Origin of the sequence: Sphingobacterium thalpophilum, assembly GCF_901482695.1 — a bacterium.
GTDB classification, from domain to species: domain Bacteria; phylum Bacteroidota; class Bacteroidia; order Sphingobacteriales; family Sphingobacteriaceae; genus Sphingobacterium; species Sphingobacterium thalpophilum.
In genome coordinates this window covers 3,628,563-3,649,942 of the sequence record NZ_LR590484.1, presented here as the reverse complement: position 1 = coordinate 3,649,942, position 21,380 = coordinate 3,628,563, and the positions used below count along the sequence as shown (strand labels likewise).

The window sequence follows — 21,380 nt, the reverse complement described above, 5'->3', positions numbered from 1 at the left end:
TTTAAAATTTTAGGGATACCCCCAGTAAGAATGATGTTGTGATAGGATAGGCAAAACTTGTCATCTCTGGGTCCCATCCTTTAGGGTAATTGTTTGCAGCAAAAAGATCGCTTATAGTTCCTGAAATGCCCAGCCCCTTAATTTTGTATCTTGACAATAAAGACGGCGGTACATTATAATTGATACCGATTGTTTTTAGGCGGAAATAACGACCGTTAAATAACCAGAAATCAGACATTGCATAGTTATTATTTGCGGAAGTATTCGAATAGCGCGGATAATGCGCATTTTTGTTCTGTTCGTCCGTATTGTATTTAGACCAAGCGTTACCATCTAGAAACAGTGGAAAATTGCCCCAATTTTCCTGATAAGGCTGTACCATATCTTTCGTTAGACGCGCATTCTGGCTACCCACGCCTTGAAATACCAAAGAAAAACTTAAATTCCTAAAACCGAGATTAATAGTTCCTCCGTACATATACCGAGGAAGCGATCCGCCTAATAATACGCGGTCATACTCCGGTGAGATTTTTCCATCAGGAACACCTTCGGGTCCTGATATATCACGATATCTCACATCACCAGGTCTGACATTTGCATTAAGCACGGCAGAATTCTCTACCTCATCCTGTGTTTGATATAAACCATCGGAAATATAACCATACCACTCATTGAATTGGCTGCCTTGTATCTTAATTTGATCGCCTAAAAATTCTGTTCCCCCCAGATCCCCCATCACCGATTTGAAATCGGATAAATTAACGTTGATTCCATAAGAAAAGTCACCGACTTTATCTTTCCATCCAAGAGCCAGTTCCCAGCCTTTTGTATACATTTTTCCCGTATTTTGATTGGGATTGTCAAAGCCTATATACTGAGGAATCTGCAGTTCAAGCAGCATATCATTAGTGATCTTTTTATAATAATCAAAGGTTAAATTCAGCCGGCTGTTTAGTCCCACGTAATCAAGTCCCACGTCAAATGATTCCGTTTTTTCCCATGAAATATTCCGTATCGCATACTGCCATTGGGCTGCAGACTGGGCTGACACAACCTCCTTTCCCTTATAGAATAGTGAGCTATTTTCAAATCTCAAAAGCGCCTGATACGGGTAATTACCAATGCGTTCATTACCCAATGTTCCATACGACGCTCTGACTTTCAAAAAATCAACCCAAGATAATCCTTTTAGAAAGTTCTCTTCGGTCAGTGTCCATCCTGCGGAAAACGAAGGAAACACTCCCCATCTATACTGAGGTGCAAAACGGGAGGAGCCATCATAACGGACATTAGCCTGTACAAAATATTTGTTGTTATAGTTATACATTAAACGTCCGAAGTATGAACGGTAAGCGTTTTCGTAGGCACCACCTCCATTATCCCTAAACTCCAGTGGTCCGAGGTTCAAATACGGATAATTTGTCAACAGATACTGGTCTCTTGAAGCGGCTAAGTCCTCGTTAAAGTAATAATAGGATTCGTAACCACCTAAAGCATTAAAATTATGATGACCTAAGCTCTTTTGATAATTCGCCAAGAACTGCGCTGTATATTCATAACTCTCCACACGTGTTTCATTCAGTTTAGTTTGATTATACCCATTAAGAAAGCCTATGTTTTGAGCTGGGTTATCCCAGGCGGTATAGGGCACTTTTTTTATAAAAATTTTCGATTTGTCAAAATTCAATAAGGGTGAAAAGACACCTGTCAATTTGAGTCCTTCGACAGGTTTTATATCAAGAGCGAATTTACCAGCAATCTGGTTATATTGATAATTCTTAAAACCGCCTTGTGTTAGCATACCATAAATGTTATCGCCATCTTTACCCGATGCAATGCGTCCGTCCGCCCATTCCGCAGCATAAATAGGTGCGGTAATGCCAATTCTATACATAGGGTCGATCGAGGGGTTATTATTTAACGTGCGCTTAAAATTAACATCGATAATCGAAGATATGATTTCATTAATCTTAATATCATTATTGACCCGAGCTGTAATACGCTTATAGCTTCTATCTATATAAAGGCCCTCCATATTATCATAACCCAGAGAAAATCTGGTCCTTAGGGTTTTGCCCGCTCCAGTTATTGAAAGAAGATGTGTCTGTCTGGGAGCAGAATTTTTCAAGATTTTTCTTTTCCAGTCAGTCATTGGATACTGATCAGAATTCTCTTGATTATTTTGCCGATAATTGTCAATGAGCTCCTTGCTATAAATGGGGTATTCGTTATTGTTATTGTTATTGTCGTTCCAGCGGAGTTCATTACTCAATTGTAGGTATCGTACTGCATCTACATAATCCGGTAATTTTGTAGGTCTGTCGAAACCATATTCACCATTGTATTCAAGAGCTATTTTACCATACTCACCACGTTTTGAGGTAATCAAGATCACTCCCGCCGCAGCTCTAGCGCCGTAAATTGAAGCAGATGCAGCGTCTTTCAGCACGGTAATGTTCTCCACATCATTCGGATTGACTGCATTCATATCTGCGATAGGGACACCATCCAATATGATCAGAGGATTCATCCCACCTTCTGTGATGGTTGTTATTCCCCGTACGCGGACCTGTGCGGTACTTCCCGGAGCATTATTCGACCGTGTCACCATCACTCCGGGTATTGCTCCCTGGAGTGCCTGTGACAACTGTGTCGATTTCCGAGCTTGCACGTCCTTTCCTGAGACAGTTGAGATAGCCCCGGTCAGATCCTTTTTTTGTACGGATCCATAACCAATGACGACCACTTCATCAATGGTGCCCGTGTTGGATTTCAGCCGGATGAGAACCGTATTTTTACTGGTCGCTGTTGCGATGAAGTGCTTTAACGAATCTGTCTTATAACCGAGATGGTGAGCTACAACAGTGTAGTTTTCACCAGCCACGAGTGGAGACAAAATAAACAGCCCTTCATTATCGGCGACAAAATTCAGCTTTTTGTTAGTCTTTTCGCGGATAAGATCAACAGTTGCCCCCGGTAAAGCATTGCCTTCGGCATCCACTACCTTACCATTTACTTTGAGGTTGGATTGTGCAAATCCCACAGAAAAGTATGGAAATAGCCATCCCAGCAGCATTAATTTGATTAGAATATGCTTCATAATTGTTTATATTGGTTGGTTTATCTCGTTATAAAGTTTATATTATCCTTTACATATGTGTTGTGTCACTTTGAAACCTCCTTTCGGTTCACATCACTAAGGTGGATAATGCCATTATCTATATTGAATGTACATCCATTGAGCTGACAGAAATTCGTTAAGAATTTTTCCAACGGTTCTTTTCTATTGAGGCTTCCTGTAAACGAGTTTCCTAGCAATCCCGGACTATCACAAACAATCGATACATCGTAGAGGCTTTCTATAACCTGTAAAAGCTGTATGTTTTTCGTCTGGCTGAAACTAACCGATTGATTTGTCCATTCGACACTACTGCTTAGCCGTGGAATCAGAGCTCTCAGCTTTTTATTGGCACGGGCGCCCATAGACTGAGCCAAGTCATCTCCGGAAGATTTAAGCATCTGTCGCGAACGTAAGCTAACCAGTACCTCTTCACCAGGCCTCAAATACACAAGTTGCGATGCATTTTGCCGTTCCTTGCCGACAGAGATCTTCCCTTCCATCAACTTAATCAATAGTCGCTCGTCGGTCATCGGATCAACACTAAATATGGTACCCAAGGCAGTCGTCACCCAACTTTTATAATGAACCTGAAAGGGTGCTTTTTGATTTTTATGAACCTTGTAGATGACCTTGCCACACAATTGTTGTACTGCTCTTTTCCCTGACTTCTCATAGGTAAATGCAATCCTTGAATTAGGATAAAGAATTGCAATCGAACTATCGGGCAACCATGTGTCAATTGCATAAGCCTGAGTATTTTCATACCAAAACACTGATGGCGTAGACTTTGTGTGGCGCCCATCACCTTTATGCATAAGATAAAAAGCAGCGAACACACACAACAATATGGCTGCACAAGATGCCCAAGCCCAATAATGAATTGTTTTTGGCTGCCTAGATTTAGGTGGATCAAGAGAATAAATATTGTTGAGGACCTCCTTATGCAGAAGATATAAATCGGGTATCTGGATATCCGTCTCCCGCCGTTCATCTTCTTCTAGGATCTCATTAACCCAATTTTCTAATATAACGCTATCGATTTTGGCCATCTCATCGAAGAAAGCTTCGTAGTATTGTGCTTCAAGCCGATTGCGGATATATTGCGCCAATTGATATTTAAAAGATTGTTCTTCCAAAACTGTCTATAATTAGTTGAATACATCACTGTATTTAACTCTCTATACGCTTGAACAGATGAATCACACTATCCATTTTTTATTTTTTTTTAAAGATTAAACAAAAAAGCAGACAAAAAACTGATTATAAACTCGTTGCGATAGTGTTTATGAATATACTCTTTGATATCTTTTAATGCGCTGACTAATTGATTACTCACTGTTGAAACCGAAATACCTAATTGATCAGCTATTTCCTTATAGCTTTTTTCCTGAAATTTGTTCAGCAACAAAATTTCTCGTCGTTTAGGACTTAGGGAATCAATAGCTTTGGAAAGCATATACTGTGTATCCTTTAAAAAAACGTTTTCCTCCGTGTGATAGTACAACTCTACCGCTGAGGCCCATACCTCCAGTTGTAAGACCTTATCCCGTTGTACTTTCCGAAAAAAATCCATGGCCAAATTATCCGATATATGGTTGACAAACGATATAAAGCCTTTGCCAGGGTCAATCTTTTCACGATAAAGCCATATTTTGGTAAAAACATCCTGTAAGATCTCTTCAGCGACGGTCTGGCTTTTAACCAATTTGACCAACCGCACATAAATCTTTGGCGAATACCGGAAATATATTTCATTAAATGAATCCAGATCCCCGTTCTTCAATTTTTCGAGCGTAGCGGTTTCTATAGGAGGCATCATTTTTTATCCCTTATAATTGGCAAGACAATAAATTTCACTAACAATGGATTTAAGGTAAAGATAATTTTCCAAAACAAAAATAGCAGCAATGCGCTTTACCTATTTTTGGATACTATATCATAAAACAATCAATATCCTTATTGCATTCAATAAGAAGTAAAGGCTGGGATAAGTTTAAAGATGTCTATTATTTTACGTTAAAAATAAGCACGCTCCTGAATTAGCGTTCAAATATGTTAGTAATGCAGCAATTGTACGGCATGCTCGAGTGCAGCATCCGTAGGATTTGCCCCGCTGAGCATCTGTGCGATTTCTCTGACCCTACCCTCTTGATCTAGCCGGACAATATTGGATATCGTACGATTCGCTTTATCCTCCTTGTATACCTTGAAATGTGCTGTGCCCTTCGAAGCGATTTGCGGCAAGTGCGAAATAGCGATCACCTGCATATTTTGAGCCAGATTTTCCATCACCTCCCCTACACGTAAGGCTACTTCACCGGAGATACCAGTATCGATCTCATCAAAGACAATCGTCGGTAAGGCAGAAGTCTTCGCCACGAGCGATTTTATTGCCAGCATCACACGTGAAAGCTCCCCGCCGGAGGCTATGCGATGAATGGACTGCAAAGCCTGCCCTTTATTTGCCGAGAATAAGAACTGGACGGCATCCAGCCCTGACTCGCGCATATCGCCGTCTTTAAGCGTCTCCAGTACAATCTTAAGAGCTGCATTAGGCATACCTACATTCGACAATGTACCTTGCACATCCTGCGCAATCTGATCTAACACCAATCTTCGTTTATCCGACAATTCTTGAGCATTCTTGCGGGCTTCCTCAAGTTTGAACTCCACCTCTGCTTCCAGACGTTCAAGCTGTTCGTCCGACGAACTGATGGCTAGTAGTTTTGATTCCAGATCATCCCGCAACTGAATTAATTCTTCCACCGAATCGACGTGATGTTTTTTCTGCAGAGAATACAACAAACTTAAACGTTCGTTGATCTCCGACAGTGTTCCCTCGTCCAGTTGCGTATCATCTGCCAGAGAAGTCAGCTCACCCGAGATATCTTTCAATTCGATCCATGCACTTTTCAGGCGGGCAGCAAGATCTGCTGCTTCCGGTGTAAATGTTGCAATATTTTCCACCTGGTTCAGCGATTCTTTTAACTGGCTTAGTACTGCAACTTCCTGATTATCCAACAGGCTCGAAGCAGTATGAAGAGCCCGTTTGATTTCCTCCGCATTTTCGAGCTGTCGCTGCTGCTGCTCCAAGTTCTCCTGTTCATCAGCCAGCAGTTTGGCTGCATCCAGTTCATCAAACTGAAACTGGAAGTAATCCTGTTCTATAGCGGCCTTCTTGACGGATTCTTTGAGTTCATCCAGCTCCCTTTTGGCTTTTTTATAAGCCTGGAAGCTTTCTTTGAAGGTTTGCTTTAACCCAAAAGTACCAGCTACACTATCGAGCACCAAAAATTGAAACTCCTCTGTATTGATCTGTAAAGTCGCATGCTGTGAATGCACATCGATGAGCTGTTCGCCCAATTGCTTAAGAACCACTAATGTGACAGGAGAGTCATTGACAAATGCCCGCGATTTTCCATCGGGAGTTATTTCCCTACGGATAATAGTCTGATCAGCATAATCCAGATCGTTCCGCTCAAAAAAGTCGGCTAGCCGATAAGCGCCAATGTTGAATTCGCCTTCAATCACACATTTTTTTGATGGATCAAAAAAATGTTTTCCCTCTGCCCGATTGCCCAAAATCAGCGAGAGCGCACCCATAATAATGGATTTACCTGCTCCAGTTTCCCCGGTTATCATATTCAGCCCTTTATCAAACTGTATCTCCAGTTCGTTGATAAGGGCATAGTTTTTAATATGTAAGGTATCTAGCATATTGTTGAAGGTCTATTTCTTTTTCTAACTCCCGTCGCCGCTTACGTAACCAATTTAATTAAAAATCAGCCTATTTCAATGTTTTTTAGTGATAATAGACGATTTATTTGGTGGGTCAGCCATTAACCGACTACTAAATACTAAAAATAATATCATTTTTCCAAATTAAACTAACATTTATAGTTAAACAACTCTTCAGGTCATGAAAGTTATCTATTCGGAGCAAGGGAAAATCACCTTCATATCGCTACAAACCAAAATTGGAATCCCCCGTCTACCATGAGCATAGTGCTCTTATTGGCTGTGCATCACGCTGATTGCTCTATAAAAAATACCATTTTGACAGAATAATGTTTGCCGATGACAAAATAATGTTGTCAGCTTATGAGGCAAAGCTGAATAAATCCTTATTTTTATGACATGCAAGATTACAGTGCTACCCTAAAAAAATATATGCCCGAAGAAGCTGCCCCGATTATATCCAACTGGATAAACGATACGGGCTGCTTATTTAAAATCTCCCGTTCACGCAGCAGCAAACTGGGCGACTACCGCGCTCCATTTAGGGGCAGCCCACACCGCATTTCGGTCAATCATGATCTGAACCCCTATTCCTTTCTGATAACGACTATTCATGAGTTTGCGCACCTGCAGACCTGGAATAAGCATCAACACCGTGTCAGGCCCCATGGTAGCGAATGGAAGAATCATTTTAAACAATTGATGGATCCGTTTCTAAAACTAGCTATTTTTCCAGCCGATATTAAACAGGCGATACTCAATTATATGGAGAATCCGGCGGCCTCCAGCTGCACTGACCTTCATCTTTTCCGGACGTTAAAGGCTTATGATACGGCAAAGTCGAGCGCGCTCACCGTAGAGTCCCTGGAGGACGGCCATTACTTTGCCCTGAAAAACGGACGTTCTTTTCAACGGATTGGCAAGATCCGCAAACGCTACAAATGCATGGAACTGAGCACTAGACGTATATATCTTTTTAACCCGATAGCCGAAGTATTTCCGCTCGAACGATGATTTTTAACAAATACAACCATTATATTTTTATCTTTGCTAACTTAGGAAACAATTAAAGAGAGGTTTTATGTTACACTTACACTCGACAATAGCAATTGTCTTATTGCTAGCCCTGGTGATATCTATTGTGATCACCTTAACGAACTACCTAGGCAACAAACCATACAATCGTAAGATTGCCTTGTTAGGTTTTATCGTATCGCATATTCAGTTATTAGTAGGACTGATCCTATACTTCTATCTGAAATATCCATCCATGATTTCTGGCGGCGTGATGAAAAACGCGGATTTGCGTCTTAAAATCATCGAGCACCCGCTGACGATGATTATTGCCATCGTGCTGATCACCATCGGTTACTCCAAAGCCAAAAAGATGGAAAATGCCAGAAAAGCAAATCAGACTGTTGTAATCTTCTACATCATTGGTCTTATCCTGATGCTTGCACGTATTCCTTGGGGTACATGGTCATTCTTTGCATAATCAAACCAATACATAAAAAAAGGCATCAAAAAAATTGATGCCTTTTTTTATGTATTGATCCGTTTTTTCTTTTAGTGCATTGATGAGTTGGCTATGCTCCTATTGATCCATGTCCATTAAAACAGCGATGGACTCTCTATACGCGTTTATTCGTAGGAACGGCCTACAGTTGGTTTTCTTAGCTTATTGTACATGGAATAGCAGGAGCGTCTTATCGCCAAGTGCATTGCTGAGGGGAAATCATAAAAAAAAGCCTCAGGAACTGAGGCTTTCATATCTTAAATAACTGTTCGTTAGTCGCGGTTTTTTCCAAATCCCAAAATACCGAAAACGGTTTTGAAAGCAATAAGAGATCCTACGATCATCGCAATATTCGCGATTGCAGAGAACAAAAATGTTTGTTGTCCCAATGCTGGACATACATCCGGTACAAAACGGATAAATGTACCTATTAAACCTAAAGCGATAGCCACTACCAATGTTTTGTAGTAATGAGTTTGATTCGCATTATTATCTGTTGTCTTTGGAGCTCTTGGTTGTACAGTATCTGCCATTTCTATTTCGATTTTATTCGATACAAATGTACAAAATAATCTATGTATGAAAAATAAAATTGAAAAAAGCGGGTATCATCTAAAAACCGTTTATTGCGATCCATTTTCCACACTCCATTTTTCACGTATAGACCCAATTTATATCTTCATGGAATCTGATCGCCACCCAGTTATGTTTATCTTCCGGCAGAAACCTCTTTCCGTTCCTTTCATTATAGAAAATATCCAAGTAAACGATGACGAATTCGTTAATCGAAATTTAAGTTAGAAAAACAGATAGCTATCAGGATAAGAATTAACATCACAACTCATGGCGGAAATATTCGGAGTCGGCAACTAAAATATCCGCGGATAATAGGATAGACTGAAAAGGAAGAATTGCTGTATATTATTTACACTCACCTGTCTGACAATATTATCTCGAAGGACAGTGCGGACTGTTCTGTTGTTCCTCAGAATGTCGTATCCGGATATTTTGATTTCAAGCTGCTCCTTTTTTAGCATACGATAGTACAGCTCGATATTCCAGAGATATTGTTGGTTTGAGGACAGGCCGCCAGCGTAAAAATTTTTACTGACAAATCTACTTATCAATGTTGTACGTCGCGGCCAGGTCAGCACAACATCCAGACCAAGGCTATGACTGCCTGCCCGCACCGCATCGTTTCCCGTATGGTTCCAGTTTGAACTAAATGCACCCAGAACACCGATGTTCAGACGTTCGAGCAGACCATATTGCGCCCGTGTTTCAAGCCAGGCGTCAGTCAACAGACTTTTATAACGTGCCCCATCGCTGAAAAAATAATACTGACCTGAACTGAACCGGCTTGTCAGTTCAAGATTGAGCGCTCTATTCCAGACTTTCTTGCCCGTCCGATACTGATAGTCACCCTGTAAGGCTGGAAGTCCATCGGTATTGACGGTCTGGGTGAGTATGCCGCCATCCGTACGGTATGTGATATTTTCGGCCAGTACATTTCTTTTGAGAGAATAGGTGAGGCGCAGACGTTGCGACATATTCCTGGCATACCGCAAATCCGTAAATTCGAGTGAAAACTGATACTGTTCTTCAGGACGAAGGCCATGATTACCAATACGATTATAGTCTTTTTGAGTCGTATCCATCAGTGCCGTCAGCTGATAAATTTCCGGCTGCTTCAACAGTGAACGAAATGTAAAGGTGAACGCCTTATTCGAAAGCTGCTGTGCGCGCTCATACCTTAACATCGCTGTTGGCAGAGCATATAAAAAATGTTGATCCACGATACGTAGCTCATGGCTGGATACATTTTTTCGGATAAAGGTTTGCATCCCCAATGCTGTCATGGCAAACAAGCTGTTTCTGCCCTGCCCAGTGGGCCTGACAAATCCTTTTGACACACTCAGTTGGGGAGTCCAGAAGACCTCCTTTAGGCGGTCAGTATAGGACAATGCCTCATTTTTGACAGTATACGTGTTTTTTATTGTATCAAGGAACTGATCAGACTGAGTTTCGTCGGCCTGTCTGAAAACCAGATTATTGTTCATTTCCAATTGAAGACCGGCCGGCCATCCGAACAAGTTCCTGAAGAGCTTATTGAGACCAACATCAGTATCGAGCTCGTGACGGCTGCTATTTTGGTCAGTCTGTTTTATCCGGCTGAGTGGGTTTCGCCCATTGAAAAGAATATTCTCCCGCCTTCCAAGCTCATTCCTTTGCGTTTCAAATTTATAATTGACTTCCAGTTTTGAGACAACAGAATCTGTTTGTCGCAGATTAAAGCCCAGTCTCCCGTTGCGTCGATTCTCATCATCGTAAACGCTTTTGTTTAAAGTCGACAATGCCTCCTCTTCCTTGTCAGTTACATATCGTTCATGCCGGTTCTCCTCGCTTGATGCTGTCTGTCCGGCTTCACTATTGATGCGCAGATCCCACTTGCTGTTTCTGTATCTAGCTAAACCGAGATAAGATTGGCCGGAACCGTCATTGCTGCGCTGCTGCTTTTCCGCAATATACTGTTTTTGACCGTCCTCGAGCAATCTCATCTCTTGGATTTCCGTTACATTTTCTGATCTTCTGTCGTTGAGAAGAAACTGTATATCGGTATTAAATCTCTCATTCCATTTCCGTTCAAACTTTGTCCCCCCAATAACATATCTGTTTAATCCGGACTGTCCGAACATGGGGGTGTTGGGCTCCAAACGTTCACCTCCGGGCTTGTACACGTTGGCTGCCAGAAAATCTCCCACATTTCGGACGATTTTATTGGTGTTGTTTCCGCCCGCAAAAAGACTGAGCTGGTTTTTCGGGCTAAATGCATTGACCAGAAATGTACCTTCCCTATGGTCTTTTGTACCCTCACTGTACGATATTTTCCCGAATAAGCCCCTCTTTTTTTCGTTTTTAAGAGTGATATCGATTTCAAGCTGCTGCTCTTGATATGCAGTGTTTTGTGGGCTCTCATACACCTTTACTTTATCAATGGCATCCGATGGTATATTGCGCGTCGCAACAGTGGGATCCCGTCCGAAAAAAGGTCTACCTTCAACCAGTACTTTAGCCACGTTTTTGCCATTGACAGTAATCTTACCATCCCCCCAGACAACAATGCCCGGCACTTTGGTCAATAGATCTTCCACCACCGCATTGGGCTGCAGATCAAAAGCCTCAGGGTTGATTTCCAGGGTATCCCTGTTCATCAGCATCGGCGGTCTGTTTACAAGCACTTCCTCGATCCTCCTGGATCTCTTTTTCAGGAAAACTTTAGCCATATCAGCCTCGGACTGTCCACATACGACCTTCAGATCCATTTCTGCCTTCTCATAGCCGATATGCGAAATGCGGATCTGTAACAGGCTATCCCGCAACGGTAAGTTGGACAAGGCAAACGAGCCAGTATTATTCGTAAATCCGTATTGTAATATTTTACCGGCTTTCTTATGGTAGACACTCACCGTAGCAGCAATGACAGGTTGATTGGTGAGGCTGTCCAGCACCTGCCCCCGTATGCCAAGCTGTCTGTTAGAGCTGGGCTGACAATAGGCCATAATAGGTATTGTAAATAAAAGTAAAAGATTCAGCAACCTAATCATTTAGTACAGTCTTGACATTTTCCAGATATGCATCTGTCTATCGCTCAATTGAAATTTATTTTTAATTAATGCCTTAAATTGATAAAACCAACGAATTCCGATGCGGACCTGTTATTAATGTTTTTTTAAATAGGACAGCCTGAGAATGCTATTATGGGACTTTCTGTCCATCAACGCATTTAACTGAGCTGGAAGTAAATCTGCTCGTTCTGATTTCGAAGCTTCTTCGTATTTCTTTTTTAGCGAAAGGAAAGACAGCTCGGAGATCAGTGCGCCCCGATCGTTACCAATCACGGGCTTCAATCGTTCTACAATGGGAAGACCTGTCGCTCCGTCTTCAATTTCTCCAAGATTAAATAAGTCGCCTGTTATCAGGTGATATAAAAAGGTACCTCCTTTCCGGGTGGGAAATAAATGAAAAGTAAGCCAATTCTCCGCTTGATAGACAGCCTGTATGGAATAGATGATCGATTTATTTGATCGTAAATATTCACTCCACTTATTATAGTATACGGCATTGCTCAAAAAGTCAGGGGGAATTACGTTTGATAATGGTAAAATAAATCTGTACCGTATAAAAGGTACTGCGCTGCTGTCAAATCCATAGACCGTATAATCATAGGGTCTTGTAAAAAGGAGGTGCCCATGGTCAGAATGATAGAAATGATGAAAACTCTCCGCCAATGAAACGTTTTTCCGCGCTGTGTCGGCTGGTAGATAAGAACCAAGTCTTCTACCAGTTTTTGCGTCAAAGCGTACGATACTGGCAAAATCAGATCCTATATCCTCCTGTAAATGATAGTATAGCTGATAACCGTTAAATGATATATAATCTCTATAGCTTTCATTCCGCGGTTGATGTGTCACGGAATTTGTGTTCAGATCTAAAGTATATCTTCGCGAATTCATGAGATCATCAAAAGACAGAACATCTTTTTCTTTGTCGATAGTAAATCGGGAAATAGATGTAAACGGCACATTCGCATTGTATTTATCTAATTTGTGACTGAAGCTTCCATCCTTCCTAAAAAAATACAATGTGTTTAAATTGCGATCCAAAATAATATAGTAATTTGTGGATACCTCAAGTTGTGATATCGCAGAGAATTCTGATTGTGGATTAGTTTCAAGGGGAATATACCGAATAGAATCAAACAGGATTGCGTCTATTCCTCCGTTCGCTGAGACTGGATCAATCCGAATTTCTAGAGGCTGTGTGACAGAATCTCTCCTAAGAGACATCGTCGCTTCACATACGTTCAACTGGACAATCGACATAAATACGAAAAGAAGAATCCAGTAAGCTTTTGTCTTAGTCTTTAGCATCATAAACAATTTCATTTTTGGGTTCGATTAATGTTAAAGCCGGGTTTTAATGATTTCTCTTTTAACAACTAAGCTGGCACCGTATTCATATTAGAAACAATATCTTCGGGAGCCAAAGTAATTGATTGTATATTTACCCTACATGATAGGTTTCCCGAATTTTATAATCAATAGGCTTTTATACGACCAGAGCCCTGTCAAAGCAGGTGATTTTACAAAAAACTCACAAGGTTATAACGTATTTAATAAAATTTGTACCCAGCATTTAAACCAAGGGTCAATAAAGCAACATTTTATAAGAAGCAATCAGAACGTTATATATCATTTGGCTATAAAAACTAATTATGGCAACTCACTTCATATTCAAAACTTGAAAGTAAATATAAAATAAAAGAATATTAACGATATATAGGTTTTAGTTAAATTATCGTTAAAAAAAACGAAATAAAACATACAATACTCAGCCGAGTCTATCGCATATTGTGTCCCACTCAATTGCGAACGCAGTGCGTTCACAATTTAAAAATGACCAATACTATTACTACCTAAAGCCCTCGCTGTCCTCACTATTCCGGCTTAGAAGTAACTTGTATTGGCCTCAGCTCAATTGTGTCCACAGTGTAGACACAATTGGAAATGTACGGTAAAACTGGTATACACGGTATTTCAGAAAGTTTATTTAACTTCACTTGCTAACAACAAGTCGAATGAAAACAGCTGTAAATTATATTTCCGCCCTCAGAAATGCGTACTACGAGAATGGCGGTAAAAAAATATGGGACAATTTTGAAAAAATCAAACATGGCGCAAGCGACGAGAATATCTACAGACTCAAACAGATTTATCCAGCCATACCCGAAACGTTAATCGATCTGCTGCTCTATGTGGATGGCACTTATTGGAGGACCTACAATGACGAGAAAATTGCTTTGTATTTCATGGGATCCGATGTCTTTGAGTACCCATATTATCTGCTTTCATCGGAGCAAATGATAGAGAATCAAGGGGTGGCCACAACCTACTATCGGGATTATATCAATCGAGAATACGATCATGTGGAGATCGACCCGAAAATCACGGATAATGTCGTCCATTTAAATTGGCTTCATTTCTCTGATTGTATGAACAACGGTGGAACTTCACAGTTATTCATTGATTTCAGTCCCTCGGAGAGAGGCAAAGCTGGCCAAATCGTACGCTTCCTGCATGACCCCGATGAGTTTCGTGTCATAGCAGACAGCTTTGATGAATATCTTCAAAAATTGATCGACAATCAATTTGACTTCATTATCGAAGATTATCTGGAGTAGATTACCAAGCAAATAGCCAGACATAATTGGGGAACAAGAAAATAACCATAAATTAGCACCAAAAGCCGTATTCAAACACCTTAGATAAAATGAAAATCAAATACATCTTTACCTTCCTCGTTCTCTTCCTAATGAGGACGGGAGCCTATGCGCAGGTGGATACTATCCCCTTTGCCGCCTACTGGGCAGCTGGTGATTCGTACGACTTTACAATCACAAAAATAAACCAACAATGGCAGGAAGATCGGCTTATACGAAATGATTCTGCAGCTTTTCAGGCCAGCTTTACTGTACTGGACTCGTTGCCCGATGGTTATAGGATCAAGTGGGCTTATGACATCGATTGGTCACAGTTTTCATTTGCCGACAGTTCAACTTCAGAATTGATAAAAAGTATCGCAAAAGATATAGTCATGAATGTTATCTATAAGACAGATGATATCGGCCAATATGTAGCAATCGAAAACTTTGACGACATTAAAAACAGCATGTTGAATATTTTCAATACGCTGTCAAACCACTCCAAAAAATCCAATAAAATTTCGGCACAAGAGTCAGAGAAAATGAAGCAGGCACTTTACAAGATATTCAGTTCAGAGGAAATGGTCGAACAAATGGTAGCGAAGGATATCCTCCTGTTTCATACACCTTTTGGCACAATGTACCCTGTAAAAGACACATTACTCTGGAAGGGTGAAATGGCTAATCCTTTTGGCCAAACTTCGATACCCGCAGATATAAAGGTTGTTGTGCAGGACGTAGACTTAGACAACAGCTTTTGTGTCATTTCTCAAGAAACGACCATAAATCCAGCTGATGCCAAAGCTTTTCTACTAGATCTGCTACCTCAGCTGGGACTTCAGGCAAATGAAATAAATGAAATAACCAATACATCGAGATTCGATATGTACGATAACAAACATCTGGAATATTGGTACAACCCCGGCGTTCCTTATTTCATAGAAGCTAAAAGAGAAGGAGCACTACAACTCGGAAAAGAAAAACTCAAGCATGTTGAAATTACGAGAATACAATACAACCAGTAGAGAAACTGGACAGCGCTTAACGTAGTTTACAATCAGCATGAACTTTCTATAGGAAGGCAACACTGGAGAATGTATTATCATTTAAAAGAATCCCCTCCACTCAAATTAAAGTAAGGGGATTCGTTATTATTTGACATTGACAGTAAACGTAAATGTAGCCTGAACAGCTTTCGTTGCGCTGTAGGTATACACCAGTGCTTGTTTGAAAGTATATTTTTTTCCAGCCGCCAGAGCGCCTGGATATTGTCCAATGGAAAATGTAATGGTACCGGCATTAAATTCTGAGAACAGGGCCGAAGCAGCTCCCCAGTTCGTTACATTGCCAGTCTCGGTGAACCAATGGCCGTAACCGGTAGCTGTATTATTGGGATTTAAGCTTCCATTCGGCTCCACTCCATAAAATTTTATTTCTCCCCTGGTCATCATATTTTCCAGATCCGCGGATGGTATTGCAAAGGCCTCACCAAGTTGAGCTGCATTGACGCTTACTTGCGTGCCCGAATAACCTGTGGCATCGGCAGGGAAGCTGACATCATAATTCAATGCGATATCTTTCGGCTGACCACTCACATCATTGTATCCTATCGCTGTTGTCTGCTGAATTTTAATTTCGTAAGGCCATTGCTCATCATTGCTATCGTCATCATCCCATGCGTGTGGTTCATAGACAGCTGGAGCACCAGTGACAACAAACCACAGATTGCTACAATTAGCAGGAACAGTAAAAGCGACCGTATTTTCTGTACCCTGCGCCATATCACCGTATACCCGCGTGCCATCCTTCAATAAAGCTACGTAGCCGTATCGCCACCCTGCACGACTGGCATCCACCTGATTGAATCCAGAAGCATTTGGCAGTCCCTTAAAAACCACGGAAACCTGGGTTCCCGCTGCGGGGACTTCCAAAGGGATCACATTATAACCCGTAGTACCCGGACAACGATCATAGGTAACGCGAAGACTTCCGTTGGACTGTCGGGTAAATTTCGTAGTGAGCTTACCGATATAATTCTTTCCATAATCCCTAATACTGTTCAGATCCCAGGTGACAAAATGGGACGCAGCTTCATAGATCTCACTATTGAATTGTTTCACATCGATACCGGTCATACGCATATAAGCCTGAACCGGATCTTCTGGTTTTAAGGCTTCACGCCAGATCCGGCCAATCATATCGATGCCGTGTTTACTGGCCCAATACCAATGAATGAAATAGCTGGCATAACGATATTTCTCGTGATGGATATGGCGATGGTAATTTTCGGTATAAACGGGAAAATCAGCACCCGAAAATGCCTGTGCCGGATACGTTTGATAGGCTTGCCATTGCGCTGTCTGCTCCCAAAATCCGTTGCCACTCTTTCCGCCAAAACCGTAGCGAAACCCATGGTCGCCTTTTAGGTCTGCAAATACCTGATATTGAAAACTGTGCCCAATCTCGTGGGCAATCACAGCGCCTACGGGCTTGCAGGTCGCCGGATTAATCCACAGTGCTCCGATCGTATCGTCGTAACCGCCACCATAAGCCATCCACTCCGTCGTATAGTGCACGAAGATCATCATTTTATATTTATCCAGATTGGATCGGTTCACCTTACGTTCTGCAAATTTCAGCGTCCCGACGTTCAATGCGTAGAACTGTTCGGCCTTGGCCAAAAGATCATCAATATCGACGCGATATTCTTCGGGGACATTGTTCGAATTGGGATCGTTCTTCCCATAACTTGCCCCCCAGAAGACGATAAAATGCTCTGACTGACGGCTACGCGAATAAGACCATTTACTGTCTTTATCGTTATAATCCATCCCTTCAAATTCTTTGGGCTTATATATCGTCAAAGAATCTGTCCCTACGGTGGTGGGCGGAGTAGTTGTCGCCTCCTCTATGGGAAGTTCTATTTCTTTCTTGCTGCATCCCTGCGAAAGTACCACAAGCACTGAGACCAATATCAGCAGAAGTTTATTCATTACTGTTTTTTTCATAATTTAAACCGTTAATAGACTAGATATCAACTATGTGTGATTGCTAGAAAACGGAAGCGAACGATGTAGGTACCGCTTCTGTAGAATTTGATGGTCGATACCGGATTGAGATTACGCCCCAATGAATTTGCCGTACCCACCACACGGTAATAAGAAATGGGATCGCCCGACCAAAATTCCGTGCCTACATAGGTACCGTTCATAATGGGATATACCAAGCCCGACACGTCCGGATAGCGATACACCAAAGCCGTATCCGTGACTTCCTCCGGATAATAAGGTGACCAGTTTTTGAAAGTTGGCCGATCCCCACGTTTGATGATCTCGCCTTTTTTTGGATTGAAAGGCTTGCCGTTTTTATCTTCCCATATATAGACAATTTTGTTTTCTCCTTCGGCCTGATGTCCAACACTGATCTGATAATCGGTATAAGGCAAAAAATTGGATTCTGCACCGTAGTCCGAACTTGTGCACGATTGAAATAAAATATCCTCTTTCTTAGCGCCGATGACAGTAAAATCCAGGATATTCTTAACTATTTTCTGACCGGCGATATTGTTCACCTCCACATCGATCGTGTACTGCCCCGGAGTCACAAATTGCGTTGCCTGCGTAAATCCCACCCGGCCACCGGTGGCATTGAGCATCATCGGTGGATATTTAGCCTTCCCAATTTTAGCTTTCAATTGATCCAGAGTGGTATCCCGCCAGGTAATCTCAGCAAGGTAGGTGGATATCTCATGCTCTTTTGAAAATTCTGTTGTCAGTTCACCGGTTTCCTTATTCCGTACCGCGAGTAGATTCACCGTCAACGGGGTTGTGCTTCCATTGGCGACCAGAGCTTCTGTATACACCACCGCCCCCTGGTTGACTTGTAAGTTTTCAACATTATACCGTATATTTTCACTTAAATAACCTATTTGGTCACTCTTGCAGGAATCCAATATCAACACGGATAAACCTGCTAAGCCTAGGATAGAACTTGGTCTTTTCATCTGTTTTATTTTTTCCTTTGTAACAAAACTATCCGTTTAATCCAGCACTGCCACCGGATCATCCAGATAGGTTCATAATTTATTTGATCTTAACATTGAATACAAAAACAGCATTCAAATCACCTTTTGCTTTGGACTTGTATACGAGGGACTGTCGTACGGTATAGGTACTGCCCACTGTTGTTTGCCCCGGATATTGCAGTACATTAAAGGTCATCGTTGAGGTTGACAGCTCAGACACGATGCGTGCATCCGTACCCCATGAACAGGTTTGTCCTTTGGCATCGAACCAGTGCCCCGGAGCATTCGCTGTACTATTTGCATTCAGGCTGCCATCCGGCTGCACGGCATAGTACGTGATATCCCTCCCCACCAGCGCGGATATAGCCCCACTCTCCACGCCATAAAAGCGGGCTAAACGTGGCAGCAGCAGATCCACTGTGGTGCCTGTATAACCGGCTGCATCATATTTGATGCTCAGATCATAGGTAAATGTCAGTATAGAACCGGTTTCTACGATTTTAGGGCCCGTGATGATGCGCGGTACAAAATCACCTATAAACGTATGGGTATTGGCCAGCACATTCAGCGTGGTTCCTGATGCTGTTTTGATGCCGGTAGTCTGGCAGTATACCCGCATATCGGCCTGATCATCTTCTTTGACCGTAACAATGCCGTCGGGACTAATCTGATCCGCCTCGCCACGCACTTTCACGTAATACAGGTAATAAACGGGCTGTGAAGACCAGGCCGCTTTGGGCTGCCTTTGCCTATGATAGAAAAATCCGCCCACATTGGCCGCATTGCTGATCGTCGTATACGCTGTGCTAGCCGTTTCCAGATCGTAAGGAGCATCGTTGTAGATGTACGCCCTAACCGAATCTAAGGGGATGTCGTTCAAAAACTGGTCGAAAGAATACTGTGCATTTTCATCCACATACTTGACCGAGTCTTCTTTTTGCTTATAATAACGCTTAACCGAATAGTCCGAAGGTGCCCAAAAGGTTTTTGCCCTGTTAATTTCATCTTTTAGTTTAAAATGGTCGATTACCAAGAGCAAGGTATCAAACATCCTATTGGGATGAGCAGCGAGGTAGTCGTAAGTAGACAGATTGACTTCGGCTACATGGAGACCGTCATCCGTCAGATAAGCTGCTTTCTTGCAACCGATCACTGTCAGTCCAAAAGCCAACAGCAATACAAATCGATATAAGGTTTTCATCTTTTTCAAGTTTAGTGGTTTACATATTGACAGTTCCCCAGTATGGTGTCTGATTCAGCATTGGATTGGATGACAACAACGATGGGTCAAATGGCCAAAGGTATTTCTTTGCATTAAATTGAGCCTGATTCATTTTTCCCTCTGGAAATTTATAGATATTGAAGTGCTTATATAGCCTAACGAGATCGAAATAGCGATGGCCTTCCAAAAACAGCTCACGTGCTCTTTCATTAAAGATAGCTTCAATGAGCGGCTCCTCATTTGTATAGGCGGGCAATCCCGCTTGGCTCCGGATTTCATTTAAAATGCTTTCTGCCGAACTAGCCTTACCGATCGCTGCCAAGCCCTCTGCCATCAGCAGCTTGATATCCGAATACCGGAAAATGATGATGTTATTTTTAAATATTGCAGTGGCATTTGACGCATTACTCGAGAACTTAACATTCGCATATTTCGTACACAGCGCATAGTTATTGTTATAAGCAATATCAAATACACTTTTAAATCGCTTGTCATTGCTGTCTTTGAAAAGCGTTTTAATATAATCCTGACTGATTCTAAGTACCGGATCGGTTAACAAGCGGTAATAGGGTCCTGCCAGTGTAAACGCACCGATACCCGAGTTTGTACCTTCGTTTTCACCGTTTTGGGAGATCTCAAAAATACCTTCATTGGATTTTCCCTGATAGATACCGCGGTAGTTCAGGCTGTCCCTTCCCACAAAAGAATACTGACCGCTTTCCAATACCGATTTAGCCGCCTCGACGCAGCCGGCATATTCACCGCGCCAGGCACTCAGGTGCGCCTGTAGAGCAAGCGCTGCTCCAGTATTCCCACGCAATGCAAAATCATCTTGGTCGATATTGTCCCATTTGAGCAAAGTCAACGCTTTGGATAAATCGGCCTGACTCTGATCCAGCACATCGCTCTCCTTGCTTGCTGGAAGGTTTACCGCATCTATTGGCAACACAGACTCTGTTATAATTGGTACTGTTCCCCATACCCTAGCCATATAGAAATACGCAAATGCTCGCACAAAATAAGCTTCGCCGATATAATAATCTCTGACCGATACGTCATCAAAGGCATTTTCATCCATTTTAGGAAGCCTTTGGATCACGCGGTTGGCCTGGTCTATGACCTGATAGAAAACATCATAGCGGCGCAGCTGATACGCGGGCCGCCACGTTTCCGAAGCTGCTACGGGCGTGTTGAGCTGCATATTGACAATCGGGGCAAAGTCCCCATTGGTCGAAGAAGTAATTTCGTCCGTGAGCAGATCGCCGTAGGTATAGAAAGCCATACCATTGGCCTGATTTAAGGCCTTGCGCAGCAGCGCATACATGGCGTTGGTCGCGCTAGTGGCATCTTCCTGCGTTTTCCAAAAGTTCTCATCCGTAGCAGAACTTACAGGCTCAATATCCAGAAACTTGGAACAGCCTGAAACGAGATACATGAAAGCACTCAGCATTAAAAACAATATTTTTCTTTTCATCTGTAAATAATTTTGATCCACCG

At 42.0% G+C, this 21,380-nt stretch carries 15 protein-coding genes; 4 read left to right on the top strand and 11 right to left on the bottom strand.

All coding sequences use genetic code 11. The features are described 5' to 3' along the window. Position 1 precedes the first annotated feature (1 nt). From FGL37_RS14975 to recN, 4 genes are all read right to left on the bottom strand, one after another. Entirely contained in the window at positions 2-3,100 is a 3,099-nt protein-coding gene (locus FGL37_RS14975; RefSeq protein ID WP_037533181.1) for a SusC/RagA family TonB-linked outer membrane protein, read from the bottom strand. A gap of 65 nt (positions 3,101-3,165) precedes the next feature. After that, positions 3,166-4,257 (bottom strand): FecR family protein, encoded by a 1,092-nt coding sequence (locus FGL37_RS14970; RefSeq protein WP_028069887.1) that lies wholly within the window; start codon positions 4,255-4,257, stop codon positions 3,166-3,168. Positions 4,258-4,346: 89 nt separating this feature from the next. Then, positions 4,347-4,940 (bottom strand): RNA polymerase sigma factor, encoded by a 594-nt coding sequence (locus FGL37_RS14965; protein ID WP_051606846.1) that lies wholly within the window; start codon positions 4,938-4,940, stop codon positions 4,347-4,349. A 236-nt stretch (positions 4,941-5,176) separates the two neighbouring features. Further along, positions 5,177-6,838 carry a DNA repair protein RecN gene (recN, locus tag FGL37_RS14960; RefSeq protein WP_028069885.1) on the bottom strand — a complete coding sequence of 554 codons (1,662 nt, stop codon included), beginning with the start codon at positions 6,836-6,838 and terminating at the stop codon, positions 5,177-5,179. Positions 6,839-7,258: 420 nt separating this feature from the next. Here recN and FGL37_RS14955 point away from each other — a divergent pair, with 420 nt between their 5' ends. Beyond that, complete coding sequence (locus FGL37_RS14955) at positions 7,259-7,873, top strand: SprT-like domain-containing protein (RefSeq protein WP_028069884.1); 615 nt, start codon at positions 7,259-7,261, stop codon at positions 7,871-7,873. A gap of 67 nt (positions 7,874-7,940) precedes the next feature. After that, positions 7,941-8,354, top strand: coding sequence for a hypothetical protein (locus tag FGL37_RS14950; protein WP_028069883.1), 414 nt, complete (start codon positions 7,941-7,943; stop codon positions 8,352-8,354). A 293-nt stretch (positions 8,355-8,647) separates the two neighbouring features. Here the strand turns inward: FGL37_RS14950 and FGL37_RS14945 are convergent, their stop codons facing one another. The 3 genes from FGL37_RS14945 to FGL37_RS14935 form a co-directional block, all read right to left on the bottom strand. After that, positions 8,648-8,908 carry a hypothetical protein gene (locus FGL37_RS14945; RefSeq protein WP_028069882.1) on the bottom strand — a complete coding sequence of 87 codons (261 nt, stop codon included), beginning with the start codon at positions 8,906-8,908 and terminating at the stop codon, positions 8,648-8,650. A gap of 336 nt (positions 8,909-9,244) precedes the next feature. Further along, entirely contained in the window at positions 9,245-11,935 is a 2,691-nt protein-coding gene (locus tag FGL37_RS14940) for a carboxypeptidase-like regulatory domain-containing protein (RefSeq protein WP_028069881.1), read from the bottom strand. Positions 11,936-12,094: 159 nt separating this feature from the next. Continuing rightward, the gene (locus FGL37_RS14935) at positions 12,095-13,309 is read right to left on the bottom strand and encodes a DUF4934 domain-containing protein (protein WP_160169487.1); all 1,215 of its coding nucleotides are present in this window, start codon (positions 13,307-13,309) and stop codon (positions 12,095-12,097) included. Positions 13,310-14,013: 704 nt separating this feature from the next. Between FGL37_RS14935 and FGL37_RS14930 the strand changes: the two genes are divergently transcribed. Beyond that, positions 14,014-14,616, top strand: coding sequence for an SMI1/KNR4 family protein (locus tag FGL37_RS14930; RefSeq protein WP_028069878.1), 603 nt, complete (start codon positions 14,014-14,016; stop codon positions 14,614-14,616). A gap of 89 nt (positions 14,617-14,705) precedes the next feature. Further along, positions 14,706-15,662: a hypothetical protein gene (locus FGL37_RS14925; RefSeq protein ID WP_138096886.1), complete on the top strand. Its 957-nt coding sequence runs from the start codon at positions 14,706-14,708 to the stop codon at positions 15,660-15,662. A 126-nt stretch (positions 15,663-15,788) separates the two neighbouring features. Here FGL37_RS14925 and FGL37_RS14920 read toward each other — a convergent pair whose 3' ends face one another. The 4 genes from FGL37_RS14920 to FGL37_RS14905 form a co-directional block, all read right to left on the bottom strand. Beyond that, the gene (locus FGL37_RS14920; protein WP_028069876.1) at positions 15,789-17,645 is read right to left on the bottom strand and encodes a DUF4859 domain-containing protein; all 1,857 of its coding nucleotides are present in this window, start codon (positions 17,643-17,645) and stop codon (positions 15,789-15,791) included. Positions 17,646-17,671: 26 nt separating this feature from the next. Beyond that, a complete protein-coding gene (locus FGL37_RS14915) occupies positions 17,672-18,640 on the bottom strand; it encodes a hypothetical protein (protein WP_028069875.1) in 969 nt (322 codons plus the stop codon). Positions 18,641-18,719: 79 nt separating this feature from the next. Continuing rightward, a complete protein-coding gene (locus FGL37_RS14910; protein WP_028069874.1) occupies positions 18,720-19,862 on the bottom strand; it encodes a DUF4859 domain-containing protein in 1,143 nt (380 codons plus the stop codon). A gap of 19 nt (positions 19,863-19,881) precedes the next feature. After that, the gene (locus FGL37_RS14905; RefSeq protein ID WP_028069873.1) at positions 19,882-21,357 is read right to left on the bottom strand and encodes a RagB/SusD family nutrient uptake outer membrane protein; all 1,476 of its coding nucleotides are present in this window, start codon (positions 21,355-21,357) and stop codon (positions 19,882-19,884) included. Between the last annotated feature and the right edge of the window lie 23 nt (positions 21,358-21,380).